The sequence below is a fragment of the Actinopolymorpha sp. B9G3 genome, from assembly GCF_040120725.1.
Taxonomy (GTDB): Bacteria; Actinomycetota; Actinomycetes; order Propionibacteriales; family Actinopolymorphaceae; genus Thermasporomyces.
This window is the reverse complement of record NZ_JBEEAB010000002.1, coordinates 546807-571479: the sequence shown is the minus strand read 5'-3', so window position 1 is coordinate 571479 and position 24673 is coordinate 546807. Positions and strand designations below refer to the sequence as shown.

The window sequence follows — 24673 nt, the reverse complement described above, 5'->3', positions numbered from 1 at the left end:
ACCGGGAGCAGCATGACAAACTCCACGACGGGGACCGACGCGACGTCAGGAGCTGACCGCGCGCGGTCCGCTGTCCCGCACGATCCACCGCCGGCGAAGGAGCCGTTGGCCCCGAACGACGGCAAGAGTCTGGTCGTGGAGGTCGAAGGGATGCGATGGGCACGCATCCCCCTCCAGACTGAACTCTTCGCCCGCGGCGACGACGTGCCGACCCGCGTGACGGCCTACGTCCGCGATGCCGCGCGCCATGTCGCGGAGAGTCCCCACTTCAGCGGGGTCTTCGAGGGACCGTGGTACGTCGTGGTGAGCGAGAAGATCGTGGCGATCTCGCAGGGACGGTCCTACTTCACCTGGGAGATCGACCCGGGACCCGCGGCCAGGGTCCTCTCCCGGCTGGTCCAGCGCACGCCGCACGGCATCGGACTCGGCAGCCCTTGGACGATGCAGCTGGCGATCAACGAGGCGGGCCTTCCCAGGATCCTGGCAGCGGCAGCAGCCAGTGTCGTCGGCAAGGCCGTCCGCCAGCGCGGATGGTTCTACGTCGTGGCCGGGCACCGGGTCAACGCGATCGACGGCCCGACGTCCTATTCGGCGTTCCCGTCCAATGTCTCGGCGAAGCTTCCGCCCAAGGACCCTGGCAAGGTGGCCACGGCCATCACCGACGCCGTGACTGCCCAGCTCCCCGAGGACATCGCCGGGACGCTGGCGGGCACCGTCGTCATCGACTCCAACGACCTCGGCCGTGACGTATTGGGACACGACACCGATCGCCGCCCCGGCTTCTTCTGCGAACTGTTCCGGGACAACCCGTTCGGTCAGGGCCGCCAACAGACCCCGATCGCGATCTGCGTACGCATGCCGGACTGATCAGGCGTCGCGGGCGGCGCGCAAACGCTGCAGCGCTCCGACGGCGACGTCGCGGTCGGGCGTGAACCACATCGGTGGCAGTGACGCCCGCAGGAAGCCGCCGTAGCGGGCCGTGACCAGCCGGGGATCGAGCACGGCGACCACCCCGCGGTCGGACGAACGCCGGATCAGCCGGCCGACGCCTTGGGCGAGCAGCAGTGCGGCATGGGTCGCCGCCACCGCCATGAAGCCGTTGCCGCCGGCCTCGTCGACGGCGCGCTGCCTGGCCGAGGCGAGCGGGTCGTCGGGACGCGGGAACGGAATGCGGTCGATGACCACGAGCTGGCAGGTGTCGCCCGGCACGTCCAGTCCCTGCCAGAGCGACAAGGTGCCGAACAACGACGTCCGCGGCTCGTCCACGAACCGGCGATGCAGCTCCGCCAGCTGCCCCTCGCCCTGGCAGAGCACCTCGAGGCCGAGGCGTTCCCGAACCGCTGCCGCGGCGTCCTGCGCGGCGCGGCGGGACGAGAAGAGGCCGAGTGTCCCGCCGCCCGAGGCCTCCATGAGCTGTGCCAGCTCCTGCAACGTGCGCTCCGAGATGCCACCACGCCCCGGCGGCGGCAATCGTCGAGCGACATAGAGGATCGCCTGCCGGCCGTAGTCGAACGGCGAACCGACATCGAGCGCACGCCACGGCAAGGGTTCCACGACGTCCGTGCCCGCCGCCGCGGCCGGGTCGGTGGAAGCGCCGCCGGGTTCTGCGTTCGCACCGCCTGTGTGACGGCCAGCCGCACGTCCTGACCGGTCTCCGTCTGGGCGGTCACCTTCTGGGCGGTCACCTTCTGGGCGGTCACCTTCTGGGCGGTCACCTTCTGGGCGGTCACCTTCTGGGCGGTCACCATCCGGCCCGTCACCTGTTGGCTGGTCGCCTACCGGTTCGTGGCCTTCCGGCGGATCAGGGAGGCGGTCGACCGGTCGCAGGCCCACCGACCGAGCCGCCGCGTCGAAGTCGCCGCCCAGCTTCAACGTCGCCGAGGTGAGGATGCACGTCCGCTCGGCCATCAGGTGCACCCGCAGCAGGCCCGACACGGACAGCGGCGCCACACACAGTTCAGGCCCTCCACGTTCGCGTTCGGCCACCCACACGACGTCGTGGGGCGACATCGCCGCGATCCGATCGGCGATGTCACGGACCTGTTCGACGTAGGCCCGCGCCTGGCGGCGTCCCGACTCCTTCTCGGCATCGCCCCCCGGGTCCTTCTTCTCCCCAGGGAACGCCGACCAGGCCGCACGTGCACTGTCACGGACAAGCGCGACCGCCGCGGCGAGCTCGCCACCCAGGGACTCCACCCGACCGAGCGCCGCAGAGGCGAGGGCGGTGCGCAGGGTCTCGCCCGCGTCCTCCAACGGATCGGCTTCGCCGCCGTCGCAGAAGGACCGGGCCCGGCGCGCCGCGCGCTGCACCATGCCGGGCGCCAGCTCCGCCGACGCCGTGCTCGTGACCCTGGCGGCCAGCTCGTGCGCCTCGTCGACGATCGCGACGTCGTAGTCGGGCAACACGGGGACGTTCTCCAGGGCGTCGATCGCCAGCAGTGCGTGGTTGGTGACGATCACGTCGGCGGCCAGCGCACGCTCCCGGGCTCGCTCGGCGAAGCACTCGTCGCCATAGGGGCAGCGCTGTGCGCCCAGGCATTCCCGCGACGACACGGCCACCTGCGCCCAGGCGCGGTCCTGGTGGGTCGGCGCCGCGTCGCGGTCGCCGTTGCCGCCGGTCTGTGCCTCGTTCTTCGCCCAGTTCCGCAACGTCAGGACCTGCCGGCCGAGCGGCCCCGTGTCGACTCTCTCGACCAGGGCTCCCTGCTCGTCGGGTACGCCGTCACGAACCCGGTGCAGACAGGCGTAGTTGTGCCGTCCCTTCAAAATGGCGTACGACGGTCGCCGGCCGAGCCGCTTCTCGATCGCATCCACGAGCTGGGGAAGGTCACGGCCGACCAGCTGCGCCTGCAGCGCCAGCGTGGCCGTCGCCACCACGACCGGGCGTCGCTCGCCCCCACCCGGATGCAGGAACGCCGGAACGAGATAGGCGAGGGACTTCCCCGTACCCGTTCCGGCCTGCACGACCAGGTGTTCACCACGCTCCATCGCGCGCGTCACGGCCTCAGCCATGACCACCTGTCCGGGCCGCTCGGTGCCGGCGAGCGCGGTCACAGCGTCCTGGAGCAGCTCACGCACGCGGGGATCCGGCCGGTCCGACGTCGATGGCGGGGCGTCGCGGGAATCCCGCGCTGGTTCGGCCATCCCGCGAGGTTATACCGCCCGGGTTCCCCGCCGGCGGCCCCTCATGTGGTGGGATTTGCCCATGACCTACGACGCCGTACCGCTGATCCCCCGCGCGGTCCTGTTCGGCAATCCGACGTACGCCACCCCCACCGTCTCCCCCGACGGCACCCGGCTGGGCTACCTCGCTCCTGACGAGGGCGTGCTCAACGTCTGGGTCGGCCCGGTCGACGAACCGGACCAGGCGATGCCGGTGACACGTGATCGCGGCCGCGGTATCCGGGTCTTCGGCTTCTGCCACGACGACCGGACGTTGTACTACCTGCAGGACGAGGGCGGCGACGAGAACTGGCGCCTGCACCTGCTCGACCTGGAGTCCGGCGCCGAGCGGTGTGTGACGCCGTACGACAACGTGCAGGTGCGGGTCCTCGGCCACAACCGCTGGCACCCGACCACGATGCTGCTCGCCATCAACAGGGACAGGCCTGAACTCCATGACGTCTACCGCCTGGACCTCACCAATGGCGAACTGGAGAAGATCCGGGACAATCCCGGCTACGTCGGCTGGCTCGCCGACACCGATCTCACCATCCAGGGTGCGGCCTCGGTGACCGAGGACGGCGGTGTGGTGTTCTTCCTCGCCGACGAGGATGGCGAGTTCCATTCCTGGCTGGAGGTTCCGGCCGACGACGCCAACACCACCAGCCCGGTCGGGTTCTCCCGCGACGGCACCACGCTTTACCTCGTCTCCTCTCTCGGCGCCAACGCGGCCCGGCTGGTGAGCGTCGACCTCGCGACGGGCAAGGAGACTGAGCTCGCCGCCGATTCCGCGTACGACGTGGACGGCGTGGAGTTCGACCCGGAGACCCGCGTGCCGCAGGCCGTGATCTTCGACAAGGATCGCAAGTCCTGGACGTTTCTGGACGAGGCGTACGGCCAGGCCGTCGAACAACTCCGGAGCTCCCTCGGCATCGACGGCGAGCTCGGCATCAACCGCACCGAACGCGACGACCGGCTCTGGATGGTGTCGGTCATGCCGTCCGACGGCCCGGTCCGCTTCTACCTGTACGACCGGTCGACGGGCGGGCTCCGGTTCCTGTTCGCGCACAAGCCGGACCTCGGCGGGTACGCCCTCGCGCCCATGGAGCCGTTCGCCTTCACCGCGCGCGACGGCCTTGAGATCCACGGCTACGTGACGTTCCCGCCCGACGTCGAACGCGAGCACCTTCCCGCGGTGCTCAACGTCCACGGCGGTCCATGGGCGCGTGACGCCTGGGGCTACAACGCCGAAGCGCAGTGGCTCGCCAACCGCGGCTACGCATGTGTGCAGGTCAACTTCCGCGGGTCGACGGGCTACGGCAAGGCGTTCGGGAACGCCGCCGACAAGCAGTGGGGCCGCACGATGCACACCGACCTGCTCGACGCCATCGAACACCTCGGCGGGCAGGGGTTCATCGACCCGGACCGGATCGGGATCATGGGCGGTTCCTACGGCGGGTATGCCGCACTGGCGGGTGCCGCCTTCACACCCGACGTGTTCCGCTGTGCGGTCGACATGTGCGGCCCGTCCAACCTCCTGACTTTGCTGGCCGCGGTCCCGCCGTACTGGAAGCCGATGGTCGCGATGATGTACGCCAAGGTCGGCGACCCCGAGACCGAGAAGGACATGCTCTGGGAACGCTCCCCCCTGTCCCGGGTCGAGGACATCTCGATCCCGGTCCTGGTGGCGCAGGGTGCGAACGACCCGCGGGTCAAACAGGCCGAAGCGGAGCAGATCGTGGAGGCCCTGAAGAGCAAGGGCGTTCCGCACGAATACCTTCTCTTCCCGGACGAAGGGCACGGCCTGGCCCGGCCGGAGAACCGCGAGGTCTACTACGCGGCGGCCGAGCGGTTCCTGGCCGAGCACCTGGGCGGGCGTTCGGAGGGCTGAGCCAGCCTCCCAGCGCGTGGTCCCGGTTGCGGACCCACTACGCCACTCCGGCCGCCAGACCGCCATCCGGCCGCCCGTGTGACGGCCCACCACGCGACACCGCCTGCCCGGCCGCCATCTGCCCGACCGCCATCTGTCCGCCCGCGCGACGCCCACCACGTGCCCCCGGCTGCCTGTCCGCCCGCGCGACGCCCGCCACGTGCCCCCGGCAGCCTGTCCGCCGTGCCACCAGGCGCGAGGCCGGGGTTCCGAAGCGGATGGACTTGAAAACCCGGTAAGAAACTGATCGCACAAGCGGCGCGACTTGCCCGGATCGGGCATGGTGGATGCATGTCGTCTGCGTACTCGCCGCTGCCGGACCGGCGCGGTGCCGGCAACCGCTTCGGTGATCCCGGCGTCGCCGGTCTCAAGATTTTGGTCCTGTTGGTCGGGTTGATGTGGGCGAGCGAGTTCCTCGACACGTTCCTCGGCGGGGCGCTCGACGGTTTCGGCATCCAGGCGCGTGACTCCGACGGCCTGATCGGCATCGCCGCCGCGCCGTTCCTCCACGCGGGCTTCGGCCACCTGATCTCCAACACGATCCCGCTGCTCATGCTCGGCGCGATCATCGCCGCGAGCGGCGCGGCCCATCTGCTGGGCGTGACCGTCGTCGTGGCGCTGGTGAGCGGGATCGGCACGTGGCTGACGTCGCCGCCCGGCTCGATCACGGTCGGCGCCAGCGGGATCGTGTTCGGCTATGCCACCTACCTCATCGTGCGGGGTATCTTCAACCGCAGCCTGGGCCAGCTCCTGATCGGCATCCTGGTGGTCGTCTTCTGGGGCGGTGCGCTCCTCAGCGGGCTCCTACCCCAGGCCGGGATCTCCTGGCAGGGACACTTCTTCGGCGCCGTCGGCGGCCTCATCAGTGCGTGGTTGCTCGGCGGTTCTCCACGGCGTACCACGTCTCCCCGCTCCACCAGCTGGGGCGCGTCCTAGCCACGTGACGGGGCGGTAGGCATGCACCGCCCGTCGTCTCCACCGCAGCACGTCACCCGCGTCGTTCCTGCATGGGCGGGCGCGGCCGATCGGCGACAACCCTCACCCGGCGGCGAAGCCGGTCAGGGCGGCCGCGAGGCCTGGGTTGACCCGGGCGCGCAGCCTGGTGCCTTCGGGGGTGTGCTCGATCTCGAGTACCTCGCCGTGCTCATGGACCTTCGCCACGATGTCGCCGCGTGCGTAGGGAACGAGCGCACTGACCTCGACCTCTGGGCGCGGGAGTTCGGTCCCAATCGCTTCCAGCAGTTCGGCGATGCCGTGTCCGGTCCGCGCGGAGACAATGACCGATCGCGGGACCAGCGTCTGCAGCCTGGCCAGCTCCACCGGGTCGGCGAGGTCGGCCTTGTTGATCGCGACGATCTCCGGCACGTCGCCGGCGCCCGCCTCGGCCAGCACCTCACGGACGGTGCTGATCTGGCCTTCGGGGTCGGCATGCGAGCCGTCGACGACGTGGACCACGAGGTCGGCGTCGGCGACCTCCTCCAACGTCGACCGGAACGCCTCGACCAACTCGTGCGGAAGATGGCGTACGAAACCCACGGTGTCGGTCAGTGTGAAGAGCTTGCCGTCGGGACTGCTGGCCCGCCGCGTCGTCGGGTCGAGGGTGGCGAACAACGCGTCCTCGACGAGTACGCCTGCTCCGGTGAGCCGGTTGAGCAGAGAGGACTTGCCGGCGTTGGTGTAGCCGGCGATGGCGACGGAGGGCACTTCGTTGCGGCGGCGGCGCAGGCGCTTCGTCCCGCGGCTGGTCTTCATCGCCACGATCTCCCGGCGTAGCTTGGCCATCCGGGTACGGATCCGGCGCCGGTCGATCTCGAGCTTGGTCTCACCAGGTCCACGCAGGCCGACACCGCCGGTGGCACCGCCGGCGCGGCCGCCGGCCTGCCGGGACAGCTGCCCACCCCAACCACGCAGCCGGGGAAGGAAGTAAGACAGCTGGGCCAGCTCGACCTGGGCCTTGCCCTCCTTGCTCTTGGCGTGTTGGGCGAAGATGTCGAGGATCAACGCGGTGCGGTCGATGACCTTCACCTTGATGCGTTCTTCCAGGTTGCGCAGCTGGGCAGGGCTCAGCTCGCCGTCGCAGATCACCGTGTCGGCACCGGTCATCATCACGTCGGACCGGACGTCGTCGACCTTGCCGCGGCCGATGTAGGTGGCCTGGTCGGGCCGGCTTCGCCGCTGGATCAGCCCTTCGAGGACCTCCGCGCCCGCCGTCTCGGCGAGCAGCTTGAGTTCGCGGAGGGAGTTTTCCGCGTCTTCGACGCTGCCGTCTGTCCAGACGCCGACGAGGACGACGCGTTCGAGCTGGAGGCGCCGATACTCCACCTCGGTGATGTCGGTGAGCTCGGTCGAGAAGCCTGCTACCCGGCGGAGCGCCTGACGGTCCTCGAGATCGAGTTCACCGGTGGCGGGATCTGCCTCGGCGCGATCGTCCATGCCCGGTACCTCCCGCACAGCCATGATCGGATCGAGGTCGATTCGACTCTCGGTTGGCCTCTCCGGGGCATCGCCCTGTCGCGCCAGCTCGGCCTGGGTGTTCGTGTGTGGTCGTAGAGTCATCCTGCTCCAGTCAACGCTACGGAGGCGCCGTAGCTTCCTCCATCGTGGCACGCGGGCCGTTTCCGTGCACCCGCATATCGTCCGAGTGAGCACCGACATCCAAGTGAGCACCGACATCCAAGTGAGCACCGACATCGGCTCCGACGCCACGCTTGCACCGACATGCCCTGGACGCCGGAACCGGTATGACCGATACCTGTCCGTTCGGCGTGGACCGGTAGGCACCGCCCGATCCGCTTCGTACAGTCCCTCACGCCACCAGCCCTCTCCCCTCTGCCCACGCCACATGCGGCAACACAGCTTGGCAACGGCCGGAAGGATCACCCAGTGAGTTCGCCCTCTGAGCAGTCCCAACCCCTCGCCGCTCCGCCCTGGCAGTCGTCGGACAGCGGCGTACGGATCACCGGCGTACGGACGATCCTCACCGCACCGGAGCGGATCACCCTGGTGGTCGTGAAGATCGAGACGTCCGAACCCGGGCTCTACGGCCTCGGCTGCGCGACGTTCACGCAACGTGCACGGGCAGTCGCCACAGCGATCGAGGACTACCTCGCTCCCCAGCTGATCGGGCGTGACCCGGCCGATATCACCGATATCGCGTCGTCACTCCTGGTGAGTTCGTACTGGCGCCTGGGGCCGGTCCTCAACAACGCGCTCTCTGGTGTCGACATGGCGCTGTGGGACCTGAAGGGCAAGCAGGCCGGCCTACCGGTGTGGCAGCTGCTCGGCGGACGCTGCCGCACGGCCGTGCCCGTCTACGCCCACGCCTCCGGACGCGACGCCGCCGAGGTCGAGGACAACGTGCGCGCGTACGTCGAGGACGGCTACCGGTACGTCCGCTGCCAGGTCGCGATCCCAGGTGCGCTGACGTACGGAGCTCCGTCCGCGGCGTCGACGGGTGCCGGCGATGAGCGTGGCGGCTCACCCCAAGCCGACCTCAGGGTGCGACCCAGCCTCACACCGAACGCGTGGGAACCCCACGCTTACCTGCGGGTGGTGCCCGCACTCTTCGCCCACCTGCGCGAGCAGCTGGGACCGTCGGTGCACCTCCTGCACGACGTGCACGAACGACTGCACCCCACCCAGGCCGTACGCCTGGCAAAAGAGCTCGAGCCGTTCCGCCTGTTCTTCCTCGAGGACCTTCTCGCGCCGGAGGACCTCGGCTGGCTCCCGACAGTGCGCGCGCAGACCGCGACGCCGCTGGCGATCGGGGAGCTGTTCACGAACCCGGCGGAGTACGTCCCCCTTGTGCGCGACCGGTTGATCGACTTCGTCCGGTGCCACATCTCCGCGATCGGTGGGCTCACGCCGGCCTGGCGGCTCGCGTCGGCCGCCGAGCTCTTCGGCATTCGTACGGCCTGGCACGGTCCGGGCGACGTCTCACCGGTCGGGCATGCGGCCAACCTGGCGCTCGACCTGGCCGCGCCGAACTTCGGCATCCAGGAGCAGCACGTCTTCAACGAGGCGGCGGCCGAGGTCTTCCCCGGCTGTCCCGAGGTGCGAGACGGGCACCTGTGGCCCAGTGACACACCAGGGTTCGGTGTCGATCTCGACGAGAAGCTGGCGGCGAAGTATCCGCCGGTGGATCCGTTGGTGAACGACGCCTGGACCCGTACCCGGCTGCCGGACGGCACCGTTCAGCGTCCATGAACCGGCTGCGCGGCAAGGCGGTTCAGCGTTCGTGGTAGCCGATCGAACGCAGCAACACCGCCGTGCGGATCACGGCGGACCTGCGGGCGAGGCGGGACGCGGCCCGGGAACGGACGTGACGCAGGACGATCCGCCGGCGTTGCTCACGCAGCGCACCGGCATCGTCCTCGGTGGCCTGCTGCGGAATCATCGCCATGCTCACGGACATTAGCTGTGACGACCGACAAAAGTCCTCGGCCGAAGGGCCCGTCTCTTCTAGGCCGGAAGACGGAGACGCTGGTCAGGGATTCTCCTGACGAGGGACGCCGTACCACGGAGGAGAGTCCATGAGCAGGGAGGAGAGCAAGGACGCCGGTCGTCCGAGGCGTTGAGCTAGACGTCGACCTCACCGCGCGCGACGAGGACTGCGGGTCCGGTGAGCTCCACGTGCCCATCGGAATGCAGACCGACCGCGAGTGTGCCACCAGGTACGTCGACGCGATACGTCGCGGGCGGATCCACCCCGTCGACTCGTGCCGTCGTCACCGCCACCGCACACGCGCCGGTACCGCACGACCGCGTCTCCCCGACGCCTCGCTCATGCACCCGCATCGCCAGGTGTCGGGCGCCCCGGCGTAGGGCGAACTCGAGGTTCACGCCCTTCGGGAACACCTCCGACGGACTCCACGTCGGCGGGTCGAGCAGCGGGCCGGGATCCGCCAGGTCGTCGACGAACGCCACCCCGTGGGGGTTCCCCATGTCGACCGCCGTCGCCGACCACGTGTGACCGGCGGCCGAGACCTCCAGGCCGTCCGAGGCTGGGAACCGGGCGATGCCCATGTCCACCGTGAGCTGGCCGTCGCCCTCGACCCGGATCCGCTTCAGTCCCGCCCGGGTCGCGACAGGCAGTTCGGTGCCGGGGTCGGCGAGCCCCTCCGCGTACAGGAAAGCCGCGAACACCCGTGCACCGTTGCCGCACATCTCGCCGGTCGAGCCGTCGGCATTGCGGAAGTCCATGAACCACTCGGCCACCTCGGCGTAGGCCCGGCCGTCGTCGATCGCGTCCGTGCGTACGGCACGGAGGACCCCGTCGGCGCCCACACCCCTGCGGCGTTCGCACATCGCCCGCACGGCCGCGGCGTCCAGGTCACGGTAGGTCGTACCGTCCGGGTCGCGGAGCAGCAGGAAGTCGTTCTCGGTGCCGTGGCCCTTGACCCACCGCACAGTCCGCGTCACCTTGTCGCTCGCTTCCGTTCCGCCTGAGGTGTCCCAGTACATGCCGAAGGACCCTGTCATGCCGAAGGACCCTGTCGTGCTCGGCGGCCCGTGTTGCTCGACGGTCCGGCTCGCTGGGGTCCTTCGTACGAACCTATTGCATCAGGAGGCGCCTCGTACGCCGCCGTGCGGTCCTCAGCGGTCCGGGCCGGGTCTGACGACCATGGCCGATCCGCCTCCTCGCCTGGTGGGTTCGGCGACTGCCTGGACGAACCCGTGCCGGCCGAACTCCAGCGCCGTCTCCGCGCCGATCTCCGGGATCTCGGCGAACTTGTGCCCCTTTGCCACAAGTGCCTCGCCTTCCGGTGAGGCGAGGAATGCGGGTTCGGCCTGGGATGCGGTGTTGCGTGACGATACGCGCGGAGCCGCCACGGCATCCGGCAGGTTCATGCCGAGATCGAGCCGGTTGACAAGGGTCTGCAGGACGGTCGTGATGATCGTCGCTCCGCCCGGGCTACCGAGCGCGAGGAGGGGTCGGCCGTCGTCGAGCACGATCGTCGGCGACATCGACGAACGCGGTCGCTTGCCGGGCCCCGGCAGGTTCGGGTCGGGCGCATCGCCCTGGGTGGGTGCGAAGTTGAAGTCGGTCAGCTCGTTGTTGAGCAGGAAACCCCGGTCGGGCACCACGATGCCGCTCCCGCCTGTCGCCTCGATGGTGAGCGTGTAGGCGACGACGTTGCCCCACCGGTCGGAGACGGTCAGGTGCGTGGTGGACAAGCCTTCGCGCTGCCCGCCGGTTGGGCCGGGCGCCTCTTCGCCGCAGCCCGCGTACTGCCCGTCCGGGACGCCGGGGGCGACGGGCTTCTCCAGCACCGCGTCGGGATCGATCTGGCAGGCACGTTCCTCGGCGAAGCCCTGGGACAGCAGTTCGTCGAGCGGGACATCCACCTGGTCGGCATCGCCCACGTAGCGGTTGCGGTCGGCGAAGGCCAGCGCGCTCGCCTCGACGTACGCGTGCAGTGCCGCGGTCCTGTCGTCGGCCGAAAGGTCCTGGCTCTCGAGGATGTTGAGCGCCTCCCCCACGGTCGAGCCACCGGACGACGGCGGGCCCATGCCGTAGACGTCGAGGCCGGCGTAGTCCACGTGCGTCGGCGCGCGCAGCGGTGCGTCGTAGGCCGCGAGGTCCGCAGCGGTCATCGCGCCCGGCCTGACAACGCGATCGGTGTCGGGGGCGACCGGCGGCTGCTGGACGGTACGCGCGATCTCGGCACCGAGCGGGCCGTCGTAGAGGGCACCGACGCCCTGCTTGGCGAGCAACGCATAGGTGCGCGCCAGATCCGGGTTGCTGAAGCGGGATCCAGCAGCGGGCGGCGCGCCGCCCGGAAGGTACAGCTCACTGGTCGAGGTGAAGTCGTCGAAGATGTCGGAGTTCTCGGCGACCTGGGAGCGGAACGTCTCGTCGACGACGAAGCCCTCCGCGGCCACCTTTGTCGCGGGAGCGAGCGCCTGGGGCAGGGACCAGGTACCCCACTCGTCGAGCGCACGCTGCCAGGTGGCAGGAGTGCCCGGGACGCCGACGGACAGGCCGCTGACCCGCGCCTGCTCGAACGGCAACGGCCCGCCGGCCTCGGGGTCGATGAACAACTCCTCCGTCGCCGCCGCCGGTGCCGTCTCCCGGCCGTCGATCGTGCGGACCTCGCCGGAGCGGGCGTCGTAGTAGACGAAGAAGCCGCCGCCACCGATGCCTGCGGAGAACGGTTCGGTGACACCGAGCGTCGCGGCCGCCGCGACCGCCGCGTCGACGGCGTTGCCGCCCCTGCGGAGCACTCCGAGACCCGCGCGGGTGGCGTCGAGGTCGACCGTGGACACCGCCCCTCCATAGCCTTCGGCGACCGGCACCTTCCCGGCGGGCACATGTCCGGCGGGCGCTTCGGCAAGGGACGTCGTGGTGCCGGGCGGGCTCGCGGCGCGGACGTACGCCTGTGCGGGTGGGACGACAAGCGCGGCTGCCAGCACCGCCGCGGTGGCACTGGCGACGGAAGCGACGGCGAGTCGGCGCATCATGGTGCTCCCTTCCTCGTCCCGATCGACGCTATACGCGAACCCTGTCGAAGAGAACCACCACGCCGGGGCGAAATGATCACGCCTGCGTGATCATTCCCAACCCTGCACGGCGAATTTGCCACGTGTTGTTGGTATTGACCACGCAAACGTGATCATTCTTGCCGCGGCAGCTGGTCGGCCGACACCGCAGCGAGGGCCCGCTCGACCAGGCCGGGGGTGTCGTAGGGCAGCCAGCCGATCCGGGTGTCTCGCCGGAACCATGAGTCCTGGCGGCGTGCGAAGCGTCGGGTGGCCCGTACGGTCGCTTCCTTCGCCTCGTCCTCGCCGCATTCACCTGCGAGGTAGGCCAGCACCTGCGCATAGCCCAGCGCCCGGCTCGCCGTCACGCCCTTCCGCAGGCCCGCGGCATCCAGCCGGCGTACCTCGTCGACGATGCCCGCGTCCCACATCCGGTCGACGCGGAGCCGGATCCGTTCGTCGAGCACCGGACGAGGAACGTCAAGGCCGACTTGACAGACTTGGTCGAATGCGTACGCATGCGTGGGAAGCGACGCGGTGAACGGCCTCCCGGTGATGTCGATGACCTCCAGGGCACGAACCACCCGCCGCCCGTTCGACGGCAGGATCCGGGCCGCGGCCTCCGGATCGACCTCCGCGAGGCGTGCGTGCAGGCGTACGGATCCGACGGCGGACAGTTCCGCCTCCAGTCGTCGGCGTACGACCGGATCAGTGCCGGGGAACTCGAACCTGTCGAGCACCGCCCGGACGTACAACGCCGACCCGCCGACCACGATGGGGAGGACGCGGCGTGCCTGGCAGTCGCGGATCGCCGCTCGGGCGCGGTCCTGGAACTCCGCCACCGTCGACGTCTCGTGGATGTCCAGGACGTCGATCAGGTGATGGTGGACACCTCGCCGCTCGGCGACCGCGAGCTTCGCGGTACCGATGTCCATGCCCCGGTAGAGCTGCATCGAGTCGGCGTTGACGACCTCGCCGCCGAGCCGGAGCGCCAGTTCGACCGCGAGGTCGGACTTCCCGGCCGCGGTCGGACCGACGACGGCGAGTACGTCGAGTCGAGCGGAACGCAACGGCCGCCACCTTTCACCGGATCGTGACCCTGCCTGGCGTGTGGACCACCGGCCGACGGGTACGAGACTGCCGGCACACGGCCTCGGCGCCCATCCTGCCGCGACCACCTCGTGGCGCGAACGCGAGCATCACCGAAGTGCGGCGTGCCCCGCCCGGTCCCCGCTACTCCGTGCCCCGGCCGATCGTGGGAGTGAACGCCTCGACCCGGCCGGATTCGGGCCCCCGGAGATCGTTCGATGCTCGCCCGTCCCCAGCCGGGCGAGCGCGCCGCGAGGCACAGCCACCGAGCGCGCACGTCAGGATCTCCGGGGGCCTGCCTCTGCCCTGACGGGGCGGTTGGCCGACGGGGACATTCGTACCTGCTCGACGTGGCGTCACCACGCGCTCAGCGGGGTCAGAAACGCCTCACGATATGCCACGTCGCTTGAGGATGTCCTCGATGTCTTCCATGCCTTCGAGCGGGTCGGAGGACTTGTCCCCCTGGCCCGCGGCCTCGTCCCGGGCCCCCTTGTCGGCGGTCGACTTCTCCTCGGACGTCTTCCTGGCCTTCTTCTCGGCTGGTTTCCCTTTCGTCCCGGACGCCGCGGCACCGACCGCGCCGGTCCCTGGAGTGACACCGCGTTCCAGCTGCGCAGCGCCCGCGCCCTCGCCCGCCGGAACCTCACGGCCGGCCTTCCGCCGCCGCAGCGCGCCGGCGACGGGGAGCGCGATCGCGGCGAAGCCGAAGAGGGCCACGCCGGCCCAGACGAACGGGCTGAAGACGAAGCCGGAGACCCACTTGCCGACCGCCGCGCCGATGGTCCACAACAGCCGCACCATGCCGGTCAGGTAGACCGCCATCGGCAGGACCGCCCAGCCGAGCAGCCGGAGACCGGAGGCCAGCCCACGCCGGCGGAACGCGAAGAACGCCGCCACGACCCCGACAGCCGAGAGCGCGGCGCAGATCGGAAACCACGTGGCGTTGTCGTACATAATGCGCACCCTCCTCGCGTGGTGTGCTGGCTTCTGTCCATCCTGCCCTGCCCACCGAGCGGATGCACGGGCCATGACCCGGATCCGCCCCTGACGGCGACCCCGCTCAGAAGGGCACGGCGGGCAACGTGACGTGGGAGCGGTTCAGCTCGCTGACGTCGGCGACGCCGAGCAGCTGCATCGTCCGGCGTATCTCCGTGCCGAGGATGTCGGCCGCCCGCTGGACGCCCCGCTCACCGCCGGCCATCAGCCCGTAGAGGTACGCCCGACCGACGAGCGCGGCCTTCGCGCCCAGTGCGAGGCAGGCCACGATGTCGGCACCGCTCATGATGCCGGTGTCGACGAGCACCTCCGCCCGGTCGCCGACGGCGTCGACCACCTGCGGCAGCAGCTCCAACGGCACGGGTGCCCGGTCGAGCTGTCGGCCGCCGTGGTTGGAGACCACCACCCCGTCGACGCCGAGGTCGACGACCTTGCGCGCGTCGTCGACGTTCTGGATTCCCTTCACCACAAGGGATCCCGGCCACGACTCCCGCATCCACGCCAGGTCTTCGAACGTCACCGTCGGGTCGAACATCGTGTTGATCAGCTCGGCCACCGTGCCCGGCCAGTCCGACAGCGACGCGAACGTCAGCGGCTTCGTGGTCAGCAGGTTGAACCACCACGCCGGGTGGGTCGCCATGTCGATGAGCGTCTTCGGCGTGAGGGTGGGCGGGATGGTCATGCCGTTGCGTACGTCCCTCAGCCTGGCGCCCGCGACGGGCACGTCGACGGTGAGCACCAGCGCCGTGTAGCCGGCCTCGCGGGCGCGGTCGACGAGGTCCTTGCCGGCTGCCCGGTCGGTCCAGATGTAGAGCTGGAACCACTTGTCGGCGCCCGGAGCCGCGGCGGCGACATCCTCGATGGACGTGGTGCCGACCGTGGAGAGGCCGTACGGGATGCCGACGCGTTCGGCGACCCGGGCGACCGCCGACTCCCCCTCGTGCTGCATCATCCGGGTGAAGCCGGTGGGCGCGAACGCGAACGGGTACGCCGACGGGCGCCCGAGGATCGTCGTCGCCGTCTCCACCTTCGACACGTCACGCAGGATGCTGGGGTTGAACTGCAGCCGGCGGAACAACGACCGCGCCCGGCGCAGGCTCACCTCGCCCTCGGCGGCGCCGTCGGTGTAGTCGAACGCCGCCCGAGGTGTCCGCCGCCGCGCGGCCTCCCGCAGGTCGGCGATCGTGAGGGCGCGCCGGAGCCGGCGCTCGGTCGCGTCCAGCTCGACTCGGCGGGTACGCAGGAGCGGCCGCAGCTCGGACCAGCGCGGGAGTTGGCGACGGATGGCGGGCCGTTCGGGCAGTTTCGACAGCTCTGGCATCAAGCAGTTCTCCCTTCAAGGGCAGGGTCGTGGAGCGCCCGCAGCAGACCCTGCCGACCGACCTCGAGGTCGTCGGCGAGCGCGGCCTGCGCGGCCTCGACACCGTCGGCGAGGCGCCGGAGCAGGTCTCGGTGCAGCGTCGCGAGCCGTCCCGGCGCGAACTCGGGACGAAGGAACGCCAGCACGAACTGCAGTTCGTCCTCACACGCGGAGTAGGCGGCCAGGAGGCGGGAGTTTCCGGCTGCGGCCACGATCGCGTGGTGGACCGCTCGGTGTGCCGCGGTGACGTCGTGCCACGCGGCGTGAGTGCTTCCCGGCCGGTCGATGCGTTCGAGCTCGAGGACGGCACCTTCGACGGGGCGGAGATCCTGTCCGCGGTCGAGGGCGAGGCGGAGACTACCCAGTTCGACGACGGAACGGTAGGCGTAGAGCTCGTCGATCCGGTCCCGGGTGAGTGTGGGGACGAACGCACCTCGGTGCCGTTCGTGGACCAGCAACCCCGCGGTGACCAGGCTGCGCAGGGCGGCCCGCACGGTGTAGCGACCTACGCCGAACCTCTCCGCCAGGTGTTCTTCGGACAGGTGCGAGCCCGGGGGACGTATGCCGTCGAGGAGTTCTGTGCGGAGGGTCTCCGCCACTTCATCGGCGGCGGCCCTGCTTCCGTCACCCATGTCGCGGATTGTGTCACAACCGTGGGGCCTGGTGAGGGATCTGTCCGGGTACAGCCAGCCGATCGACCCGTGGCTGCCGGACCTGCTGTCGTCGCCGGTGGACCTGTCGTAGCCGGTGACCTGTCGTAGCCGGTGACCTGTCAGGGGTATCTCGTCGTAGAAGGCGAGATACCCCTGACAGGTGCGCGCTGTCGGCAGGTTGGACGAACCGCGGCCGCCTTCCTTGGCCATGGCGTTGTGCCGAACACCGCTGCTACGACGCGCGGGCCAGCCTGAGCGTCAGGATCTGGAACGGGCGCAGCGCCACCTCGACTCCGCCGTCGGCCAGGTCGCGCTCGGCCAGGGGGCGTTCGAGCAGGTCGGTCTCCTGCGCCGAATCGATCCCGAACGACGTGGTGAGCCGCGCCGCCGCCCGACCGCCGTGCGCTTCGTACAGGCGGACGACGACATCGCCGGACTGGTCGTCGGCCAGCTTGACCGCCTCCACGACGACCGCGGGGTTGTCGACCGTGACCAGTGGAGCAACGCCGTCAGACCCGGCAACGGTGCGCGAGGGCAGGTTGATCCGGTAGCCCTCCTCCACCGCCTCGGCGATGCCGGCGCCCGGCACCAGGGCGTACGACAGTCGGTGCATACCCTGGTCGGTCACCGGGTCGGGGATCCGCGGCGCCCGCAGCAGCGAGAGGCGTACGGTCGTCGTCGTACCACCGTCGGGACGGACGTCGCGGGTCACGTCGTGGCCGTACGTCGAGTCGTTGACGATCGCGTGCCCGTATCCCGGCTCCCCCACGTGGATCCACCGGTGGGCGCAGATCTCGAACTTCGCCGTCTCCCACGAGGTGTTCGTGTGCGTCGCCCGGAAAAGGTGCCCGAACTGCGTCTCCGAGGCGGACTGCTCGGCCCGGACGTCGAGCGGGAACGACGCCTTGAGGAACTTCTCCTTCTCGTGCCAGTCGATCTCGTTGTCAACATCGACTTGACAGGCACCCGCACGGACCCGGATCCGCTGCACGACCCGCGAGGAGCCGAACGACCGGGTGACCGCGACCACGGCCTCCTCCGGCGTGGCGCTCTCGACCTCCACCGAGTCCGCGTCGACCAGATCGACGACCTTGTTGCGGTAGAACGGGTCGACGTCCCAGGCGTCCCAGAGGTTCGGGGTGTCGACGTGGAGCTGGAGCAGGTTGCCGGCTGCGCCAGGTGCGAGGGCCTCCCGCTGCGACTCGATCTCGTAGACCGACCTCAGCAGGCCGCGCTCGTCGACGGTGACGCGCACCAGGCCGTTGTCGAGCACGATGCCCGGACCCTCGTCGTTCACCGTCACGTCCGGTGCGTGCGAACGCCCGCGCACCGAAGCGCCCATGGCCGGCACCCCGTCGCGGTCGTGCGGCGCGGCGTTGAAGACGACGTCGGCCGAACCCTCGCCGGCCAACGCCTGCTGGGCGCGCGCGATGATCGCCTCCAGCTCGACCGCGAGCCGCGCGTAGGTCTCCTCCGCCTCACGGTGGACCCAGCGGATCGAGCTGCCCGGCAGGATGTCGTGGAACTGGTTGAGCAGGACGGCCTTCCAGATCCGGTCCAGATCGGCGTACGGATACTCGAGCCGGCCCGCCACCGCGGCCGCCGCGGACCACAGCTCGGCTTCCCGCAGGAGGTGCTCGCTGCGCCGGTTGCCCTGCTTGGTCTTCGCCTGCGACGTGTAGGTGGCGCGGTGCAGCTCGAGGTAGAGCTCGCCCACCCAGACGGGCGCGTTGGCGTATTCCTCGTGCGCCTTCTCGAAGAACCGCGCCGGGTGCTCGACCGTCACCTTGGGCGAGGACTCGAGGTCGGCGAGGCGCTCCGCCCGGCCCAGCATCTCCCGGGTCGGCCCGCCACCGCCGTCACCGTGACCGAACGGCAGCAGCGACCACGTGCCGCTACCCTTGTCCTGGTAGTTGCGCTGTGCATGCGCCAGCTCGCGTCCGGTGAGTTGACCGTTGTAGGTGTCGGCCGGCGGGAAGTGCGTGAAGACCCGGGTCCCGTCGATGCCCTCCCACCAGAACGTGTGGTGCGGGAACTTGTTCGTCTGGTTCCAGGAGATCTTCTGGGTGAGGAACCACTTGTGGCCCGAGAGCTTCACCAGCTGCGGCAGGCCCGCGGAGTAGCCGAACGAGTCGGGCAGCCAGACGACCTCGGTCTCGATGCCGTACTCGTCGAGGAAGAACCGCTTGCCGTGGACGAACTGCCGGGCCATCGCCTCGCCACCGGGCATGTTCGTGTCGGACTCGACCCACATGCCGCCGATCGGGATGACGTGGCCGCTCTCGACAGCGGCCTTGAGACGCGACCACACCTGCGGGTGGTGGTCCTTCATCCAGGCGTGCTGCTGAGCCTGGGAGAACGCGAACCGGAAGTCGTCGTGGTCCGCGGCCAGCGTCGTGACGTTGGAGACCGTGCGCGCGACCTTCCGGACCGTCTCGCGCAGCGGCCAGAGCCAGGCGGAGTCGATGTGGGCGTGGCCGACGGCCGAGATCTGGTGGGCACTGGCGTACGCCGGCTTGGCGAGAACGCCGGCCAGCTGCGCGCGGGCGGCCGCGGCGGACCCCGGGATGTCGTCGTAGTCGAGCGCGTCGAGCGCCCGCTCGAGCGCCCGGAGGATCTCCGAGCGGCGCGGCAGGTCGGCGGGCAGCTCGGCGCGGAGCTCGTTCAGGACGTCGATGTCGAGCAGGAGATTCCACACGTCCGCGTGGAAGACGGCGAGGTCCGCCCGGCGGATCTCATACATCGGCTCGGTCCCGGCGGTCTCCTTGTCTCCGAGGTTCGTCGGTGAGAAGTCCGGCCAGCCGATGACCGTGGGGTTTGCGGCCGCCTCGACGTAGACCTGGAAGGCGGCACCACCCTTCGCGTACGCCTGGTCCGAGCCCGAGGCGCCACCCGAGGCCAGACCTGCGAGCGGGACGTAGATGTTGTCGGGGTTGAGGCCCTTGATCGGCTCGCCGTCAGGTGTGTAGGCGAGCCCTTCCGCCGAGAAGCCCGGCCCGCCACCGAAGCCGAGGTCGACGACCGCCTCGACCCGCTGGCGGTCCCACTCCTGCGGGACGCGGCCGGTGAGCCGGAACCAGCTGGTGCCCCAGGGCGGACCCCAGGACTCGCCGAGGGCGGCCGGCTTGTAGTCGGCACCGAGGGCGTCGCTCACCGGTACCGGTTCGCCTGGTGCGTGCCAGACCTCGATGTCGAGCGGAACAGTCGCGCCGTGGAGAGCCGGGCGCAGGCGCTGCCTGAGGGCGCGTTCCAGCCGGGCCTCGACCAGGCGGTGGTCGTCGTGCATGGGTCCTCCGGGGAGTTTTCGTCAGACAGCTACCGTGCCAGGTGGGTGCGTAAGGCGTCACGCGTGGGTGGCCGAACAACCCACCTGATGGGCCGGTTCATGGGCTCGGTTCAGCCGAGGGTGCTCTCCCGTGGCGTGAGCTTGTACGGCGCGAAGATCTCCTGCGGGCCATCGCCATCGGCCAGCCCGGGACCGCCGGTCACCATCTGCCGCTTGAGCAGATCGACGGCGAGGCGCGCGATCTCCTGCTTGTTCGGTGAGATCGTCGACAGGGTGGGCACGGAGTAGCGGCCGTCCTCGATGTCGTCGAACCCGATCACAGCGATGTCACCCGGCACCTTGACCCCCTGCTCCGCGAGGGTACGCAGCGCACCGAGAGCCATCAGGTCGTTGAAGCAGAAGACGCCGTCGGGTCGGTGTGGGAGCCCCAGCAGCCAGGTCATCGCCGCCGCTCCGTCGCGGCGGTGATACCGCAGGGTGGTCGTCACGAGCTCCTCGTCGTAGGGCAGCCCGGCGTCGGCGAGCGCCTCACGGTAGCCGCGCAGCCGCAGCCGGGCCGTCTCGCCGGCGGGTACCCGTTGGGCGCCGATCGCGGCGATCCGCCGGCACCCGCGTTCGATCAGATGGTTGGTCGCATCCCGGGCGGCGGCGATGTTGTCGATCACCACGTGATCGGCCGGACCATGGTGGACGCGTTCGCCCAGCAACACCATGGGTGTCGAGTCGGTGCGCGCTGCGAGGTCCTCGGCCGTCAGGGCGAGCGGGCTCAGGATGAGACCGTCGATGAGCTGGTCGCGAAGGCCACCGATCACCTTGCGTTCCCGCTCGTGCACGCCCTCGGTCTGGTCGACGAGGACCGTCCACCCGTGCAGGTCCGCCTCGGTCACGAGGTGCCGGGCAAGCTCGGCGAAGTACGGAATGTCCAACTCCGGGACGGCGAGCGCGATGATCCCGGTCCTGCCCTGGCGAAGGCTCCGGGCAGAGAGGTTCGGCCGGTAGTTGAGCGTAGCGATGGCGCGTTCGACCCGGTCCCGGGTCTCGGGACGTACGTGTACGTAGCCATTGACGACGTTCGAGACGGTTTTGGGGGATACGCCGGCGAGCTTCGCGACATCCCGCAGCGTCGTCGGCATCGCCGCCACTCTCCTTCGTCGAGAGCCCCCAGCCCTACCTCACCGGCGCCACCGGCGCCCGCGCCATGGCCTGAGCGTAACGCTCGTCGAAGTCGGCGAGCACCACCGGCCAGGTGCAGTGCACGGGGACGCTCGCGAGGTTGTGCGCGGCGAGTGCGGCGCGGAGTGCTCGGTCGCTGGCCAGCCTTGCCACGGCGGCCGAGAGCTCGCCCGGTGAGCGGCCCAGCAGGCCCTCCTTCTCCCCAACGACGAACGACGACACCCCGCTGTCGGCGTACGCGACCACCGGAACGCCCGCCAGTCGGGCCTCCAGCGCCGCGAGGCCGAACGACTCGCGCCGGGCCGGTGCCACGAACAGGTCCGCGTCCTCCAGGACCGTACGCACCTGCGTACGGTCCAGGCGCCCGGTGAGGGTCACCCACGGCTCCATCCGATGTCGCCGGAGGTACCACCGCATCCACGGCAGTGCGGGACCGTCACCCACGATCGTGGCCCGGAGCGGGGACGTGCCGGCAGTGTCCCGACCGACGTCCTGCGCGACGTCCTGCCCGACGTCCTGCCCGACGGCGAGGACGTCCCGAGCGTCACGCAGGATCCGCAGCAGTGTCAACGGCTGCTTGCGGGGTGCGAGCCGGCCGACCGCGACCACGTGCACGGGACCGTGGGGCTCGACCCCGCCACCCGGCGCTGCGAGACGCCAGTGGCCGATGGTGATGCCGTTGGCCACGACGTGGACGGGGACGCGCTCCCCGACGACCCGGCGGATGGGCTCTGCAGCGGCTCCGCTCACCGCCGTACACACTCCGCGCCAGCGCGTCCAGCCGACCATCGCGTCGAGGAAGCGATAGACCGTGGCAGTGCCGGCGTCCCACATGCTGTGCACGGTCACCACGGTGGGGATGCCGGCCAACGTAGCCTCCCGGACGCCTGACCAGGCGAACGGCGACACAGCGCCGACGTGCACGTGGACGACATCTGGCCGCAGTTCCCGGTAGAGCCGCGCCAGGTGGTGTCCCATCCGCGGATGGACCGGAAGGTCCCACGGGAGCCGCGCGACCACGCGATGCACGGGCACCGCAGCGGCGACACGGCCGTCCGTCCGGTCGGGAGTCGCGGTGATGATCTCGACGTCGTGGCCCGCGCCACGCTGCATCCGGGTGAGTTCAGCGACCTGGGTCTCGATGCCACCCAGCCGGGGTAGAAAGCAGTCGCTGACATGAACAATTTTCACCATGCACCCTCCCCACGCGCCGAGTCCGGTGGAATTCCACCCGCAATTCGACTCTGCGTTTCCTCGACGCCTGTCCTGTCGTATTTCGGCGTGTCTATTAGCGTGGGATCGGGCCGACGCAATACCAATACGCGCGACACATCTCTTCTACTTCCGTGGCCGTCGGCCAGGTGGCAGAGGATTTGTGCGTCAGGACTATTGCATCGCCCCCAGCATTCCCCTTCACGCCTGCGTCCATACCTATCAAGGCGCCGTCGCGGTTCACCATTGGAGGAATCCCCGAGATGTCCCTGACGCGAAGGTTCGAAGAATCTCTGGTCCTCAGTGGTGTCCCGGAGATCTCCCCGAGAATGCGCGGATTCTGATTGCCGACATGTCAGGCTGGGCGGGTGAGTCGTACGTGTGTCTTCTTTCACGCCCATCCAGACGACGAGGCGCTGTTCACCGGCGGAACGATGGCGCGCCTCTCCTGCGAAGGGCACCGGGTGGTCCTTGTCGTCGCCACGGCCGGAGGCAATGGCCTTTCCGCCACGCGTCCAGGGAGCGAGAACCTCGACCAGGTGCGGCTGCGCGAACTGGCGGCCTCGGCGAAGGCACTCGGCTGTGCTCGCGTCGAGGTTCTCGGCTACGCCGACAGCGGACTCGACGGCACCGCCGTTCCGGGGCCGGGCCAGGTGGCCTTCTGCAGAAGCGATGTCGACGAGGCCGCCCACCGGTTGGCCGATCTGCTGCGGACCGAACGCGCCGACCTGCTGACCGTCTACGACCCCGCCGGCGGCTACGGCCACCCGGACCACGTGCACGTCCACCGCGTCGGCGTCCGTGCGGCCGAGCTCGCCGGCACGCCGACAGTGCTCGAGGCCACGGTCGACCGTGAGCTGCTGCTGCGGGCGCTCCGGCTGGTGGGTCGCGTCTATCGGTTTCCGCCCGGCTTCGACGTCGAACGCTTCGCCCACCTCTTCGCGTCGCGGACGGAGATCACCCATCGCATCGACGTACGCAGGTACGCCGCGGCCAAGCGGGCAAGCCTTGCCGCGCACGCGAGCCAGGCGACCGGGGGCGACTCCATCCGTACGCTCGCCGCCCTGAGGCGACTGCCCGGTCCGCTGTTCCGCCTCGTGCTGGGAACGGAGTGGTACGTACGCAGGGACGTGGCATCCGGTTCGGCGTTCACGCACCCGTTGGACCAGGTGCCGACCCCGAGCGCGGCACCCCCGGGGCTGAGCGCCCGATGACGTTCCCTTCCGCCGCGACGCCCCAGCCCCGGCGAGGAACGGCCCCGCTACGCATGGCCCTGTCCGCCCTCTCGCTGCTGGTCGCGGTCGGTCTCGTCGTCTGCCTTCCGTACTTCGTCGACGTGGGGTGGAGCGACATCGGCGCGCAGTTCGCCGCGCTCGACCCGGTGGTCGTCGCCGGACTCGTCGTCTTGTGGCTGGCGGGACTCTGGGCGTACACCTTCGTGCTCACGGCGTCCCTGCCCGGCCTCAGCCGCCCGCAGGCGATGACGTTGAACGCCGCCGGAAGCGCGGTCAGCAACCTGATGCCGTTCGGCGGTGCCGCGGGTGTGGCGTTGACGTTCGCGCTCGCCCGCTCGTGGGGCTTCCGGACGAACCCGATCGCGGTGAGCACGGTGACGAGCGGCCTGTGGAACGTGCTCGCGAGGTTCCTGTTGCCCGCGCTCGGCCTGGTGGCCCTGCTCGGCACCGGCAGGGTTCCCGACGCGCGGGTCGCCGTGCCTGCGTTGGTGGCGGCCCTCGCCCTGATCGGTCTCGTGGCTGCCACCGTCACGGCCCTGCGGTGGGACCGGGCCGCGCGGGTCACCGGACGCACCGCCGACCGCGCCCTGCGGCTCCTTCCCCACCGAATCCGACCACGCCGCTCCCTGCCGAGTGTGTCGCTCGCCCGGCTGCGGACGACGACCGCCGGACTGCTGCGCACCGCCTGGCCGGCGATGACCGCCGGCATGCTCGCCTACCTCGTCCTCCAGGCGGGTCTGTTCTGCGCCTGCCTCGCGGCGACCGGTGCGTACGTCGGACTCGGCGAGGCGGTGGCGGCGTTCGCGCTGGGGCGGTTGCTCACCACCGTCGTGGTGACGCCGGGCGGGTTCGGCATCAGCGAAGCCGGTACCGCGGCCGCCATGGTGTCGCTGGGTGGTCCGGCCGGACCGGTAGCTGCGGCGGTCCTGCTGTTCTCGACGTTCACCTACATTCTCGAGATCCCCCTCGGTGCTCTCTTCTGGAGCCTGCGGGGACTCGTCGCCCAGCGGCCGAGGGTGGCCGGTACCAGGGACAACGCTCGACCCGTCCGCGCCGGTTGACCTAGGATCGCGACGGTCCGGCCGCTGGTCAGGC

At 70.2% G+C, this 24673-nt stretch carries 18 protein-coding genes; 6 read left to right on the top strand and 12 right to left on the bottom strand.

Annotation, left to right across the window (positions count from 1 at the left end):
- The first annotated feature begins 12 nt into the window (after nt 1-12).
- Nucleotides 13-867 carry a hypothetical protein gene (locus tag ABNF93_RS05710; protein ID WP_349326486.1) on the top strand — a complete coding sequence of 285 codons (855 nt, stop codon included), beginning with the start codon at nt 13-15 and terminating at the stop codon, nt 865-867.
- Here ABNF93_RS05710 and ABNF93_RS05705 read toward each other — a convergent pair whose 3' ends face one another.
- On the bottom strand, nt 868-3144 hold the full coding sequence (locus ABNF93_RS05705; protein ID WP_349326485.1) for an ATP-dependent DNA helicase: 2277 nt from the start codon (nt 3142-3144) through the stop codon (nt 868-870). It abuts the gene before it with no gap.
- A 61-nt stretch (nt 3145-3205) separates the two neighbouring features.
- Here ABNF93_RS05705 and ABNF93_RS05700 point away from each other — a divergent pair, with 61 nt between their 5' ends.
- Nucleotides 3206-5053: a S9 family peptidase gene (locus ABNF93_RS05700; protein WP_349326484.1), complete on the top strand. Its 1848-nt coding sequence runs from the start codon at nt 3206-3208 to the stop codon at nt 5051-5053.
- A gap of 330 nt (nt 5054-5383) precedes the next feature.
- The gene (locus ABNF93_RS05695) at nt 5384-6028 is read left to right on the top strand and encodes a rhomboid family intramembrane serine protease (protein ID WP_349326483.1); all 645 of its coding nucleotides are present in this window, start codon (nt 5384-5386) and stop codon (nt 6026-6028) included.
- A 102-nt stretch (nt 6029-6130) separates the two neighbouring features.
- Here the strand turns inward: ABNF93_RS05695 and hflX are convergent, their stop codons facing one another.
- Nucleotides 6131-7525, bottom strand: coding sequence for a GTPase HflX (gene hflX, locus ABNF93_RS05690; protein ID WP_349326645.1), 1395 nt, complete (start codon nt 7523-7525; stop codon nt 6131-6133).
- Between the two features lie 450 nt (nt 7526-7975).
- On the opposite strand from hflX, the gene ABNF93_RS05685 reads away from it, so the two are divergent.
- The gene (locus ABNF93_RS05685) at nt 7976-9298 is read left to right on the top strand and encodes an enolase C-terminal domain-like protein (RefSeq protein WP_349326482.1); all 1323 of its coding nucleotides are present in this window, start codon (nt 7976-7978) and stop codon (nt 9296-9298) included.
- A 22-nt stretch (nt 9299-9320) separates the two neighbouring features.
- Here ABNF93_RS05685 and ABNF93_RS05680 read toward each other — a convergent pair whose 3' ends face one another.
- The 10 genes from ABNF93_RS05680 to ABNF93_RS05635 all read right to left on the bottom strand — a co-directional run bounded on the left by ABNF93_RS05680 (nt 9321) and on the right by ABNF93_RS05635 (nt 22325).
- Nucleotides 9321-9494 carry a hypothetical protein gene (locus ABNF93_RS05680; RefSeq protein ID WP_349326481.1) on the bottom strand — a complete coding sequence of 58 codons (174 nt, stop codon included), beginning with the start codon at nt 9492-9494 and terminating at the stop codon, nt 9321-9323.
- A gap of 176 nt (nt 9495-9670) precedes the next feature.
- The gene (gene dapF / locus ABNF93_RS05675) at nt 9671-10573 is read right to left on the bottom strand and encodes a diaminopimelate epimerase (protein WP_349326480.1); all 903 of its coding nucleotides are present in this window, start codon (nt 10571-10573) and stop codon (nt 9671-9673) included.
- 114 nt (nt 10574-10687) lie between these two features.
- Nucleotides 10688-12556, bottom strand: coding sequence for a gamma-glutamyltransferase (gene ggt, locus ABNF93_RS05670; RefSeq protein WP_349326479.1), 1869 nt, complete (start codon nt 12554-12556; stop codon nt 10688-10690).
- A 152-nt stretch (nt 12557-12708) separates the two neighbouring features.
- Entirely contained in the window at nt 12709-13644 is a 936-nt protein-coding gene (gene miaA, locus ABNF93_RS05665; protein WP_349326478.1) for a tRNA (adenosine(37)-N6)-dimethylallyltransferase MiaA, read from the bottom strand.
- 406 nt (nt 13645-14050) lie between these two features.
- Complete coding sequence (locus ABNF93_RS05660; protein ID WP_349326477.1) at nt 14051-14617, bottom strand: G protein-coupled receptor family protein; 567 nt, start codon at nt 14615-14617, stop codon at nt 14051-14053.
- Between the two features lie 106 nt (nt 14618-14723).
- On the bottom strand, nt 14724-15980 hold the full coding sequence (locus ABNF93_RS05655) for an alpha-hydroxy acid oxidase (protein WP_349326476.1): 1257 nt from the start codon (nt 15978-15980) through the stop codon (nt 14724-14726).
- Nucleotides 15980-16882: a GntR family transcriptional regulator gene (locus ABNF93_RS05650; protein ID WP_349326474.1), complete on the bottom strand. Its 903-nt coding sequence runs from the start codon at nt 16880-16882 to the stop codon at nt 15980-15982. Before ABNF93_RS05650 ends, ABNF93_RS05655 begins: the two co-directional genes overlap by 1 nt.
- Nucleotides 16883-16904: 22 nt before the next feature.
- Complete coding sequence (locus ABNF93_RS05645; RefSeq protein ID WP_349326472.1) at nt 16905-19958, bottom strand: alpha-mannosidase; 3054 nt, start codon at nt 19956-19958, stop codon at nt 16905-16907.
- Between the two features lie 110 nt (nt 19959-20068).
- Complete coding sequence (locus ABNF93_RS05640) at nt 20069-21091, bottom strand: LacI family DNA-binding transcriptional regulator (RefSeq protein WP_349326471.1); 1023 nt, start codon at nt 21089-21091, stop codon at nt 20069-20071.
- A 34-nt stretch (nt 21092-21125) separates the two neighbouring features.
- Nucleotides 21126-22325 (bottom strand): glycosyltransferase family 4 protein, encoded by a 1200-nt coding sequence (locus ABNF93_RS05635; RefSeq protein ID WP_349326469.1) that lies wholly within the window; start codon nt 22323-22325, stop codon nt 21126-21128.
- A 386-nt stretch (nt 22326-22711) separates the two neighbouring features.
- Between ABNF93_RS05635 and ABNF93_RS05630 the strand changes: the two genes are divergently transcribed.
- Both ABNF93_RS05630 and ABNF93_RS05625 read left to right on the top strand, forming a co-directional pair.
- Nucleotides 22712-23557, top strand: a complete 846-nt coding sequence (locus ABNF93_RS05630) for a PIG-L deacetylase family protein (RefSeq protein ID WP_349326467.1) — start codon at nt 22712-22714, stop codon at nt 23555-23557.
- 53 nt (nt 23558-23610) lie between these two features.
- Nucleotides 23611-24639: a lysylphosphatidylglycerol synthase transmembrane domain-containing protein gene (locus ABNF93_RS05625; RefSeq protein ID WP_349326466.1), complete on the top strand. Its 1029-nt coding sequence runs from the start codon at nt 23611-23613 to the stop codon at nt 24637-24639.
- The last annotated feature ends 34 nt before the right edge of the window (nt 24640-24673 follow it).

Excerpts from the sequence above, each read along its gene's own strand:
- ABNF93_RS05625 (WP_349326466.1), top strand. The coding sequence starts at position 23,611 with ATGGCCCTGTCCGCCCTCTCGCTGCTGGTCGCGGTCGGTCTCGTCGTC.
- ABNF93_RS05650 (WP_349326474.1), bottom strand. The coding sequence starts at position 16,882 with ATGGCCAAGGAAGGCGGCCGCGGTTCGTCCAACCTGCCGACAGCGCGC.
- ABNF93_RS05700 (WP_349326484.1), top strand. The coding sequence starts at position 3,206 with ATGACCTACGACGCCGTACCGCTGATCCCCCGCGCGGTCCTGTTCGGC.
- hflX (WP_349326645.1), bottom strand. The coding sequence starts at position 7,525 with ATGGACGATCGCGCCGAGGCAGATCCCGCCACCGGTGAACTCGATCTC.
- ABNF93_RS05680 (WP_349326481.1), bottom strand. The coding sequence starts at position 9,494 with ATGGCGATGATTCCGCAGCAGGCCACCGAGGACGATGCCGGTGCGCTG.
- ABNF93_RS05710 (WP_349326486.1), top strand. The coding sequence starts at position 13 with ATGACAAACTCCACGACGGGGACCGACGCGACGTCAGGAGCTGACCGC.
- ABNF93_RS05640 (WP_349326471.1), bottom strand. The coding sequence starts at position 21,091 with ATGCCGACGACGCTGCGGGATGTCGCGAAGCTCGCCGGCGTATCCCCC.
- ggt (WP_349326479.1), bottom strand. The coding sequence starts at position 12,556 with ATGATGCGCCGACTCGCCGTCGCTTCCGTCGCCAGTGCCACCGCGGCG.
- ABNF93_RS05705 (WP_349326485.1), bottom strand. The coding sequence starts at position 3,144 with ATGGCCGAACCAGCGCGGGATTCCCGCGACGCCCCGCCATCGACGTCG.
- ABNF93_RS05695 (WP_349326483.1), top strand. The coding sequence starts at position 5,384 with ATGTCGTCTGCGTACTCGCCGCTGCCGGACCGGCGCGGTGCCGGCAAC.
- dapF (WP_349326480.1), bottom strand. The coding sequence starts at position 10,573 with ATGACAGGGTCCTTCGGCATGTACTGGGACACCTCAGGCGGAACGGAA.
- ABNF93_RS05645 (WP_349326472.1), bottom strand. The coding sequence starts at position 19,958 with ATGCACGACGACCACCGCCTGGTCGAGGCCCGGCTGGAACGCGCCCTC.
- ABNF93_RS05660 (WP_349326477.1), bottom strand. The coding sequence starts at position 14,617 with ATGTACGACAACGCCACGTGGTTTCCGATCTGCGCCGCGCTCTCGGCT.
- ABNF93_RS05655 (WP_349326476.1), bottom strand. The coding sequence starts at position 15,980 with ATGCCAGAGCTGTCGAAACTGCCCGAACGGCCCGCCATCCGTCGCCAA.
- ABNF93_RS05635 (WP_349326469.1), bottom strand. The coding sequence starts at position 22,325 with ATGGTGAAAATTGTTCATGTCAGCGACTGCTTTCTACCCCGGCTGGGT.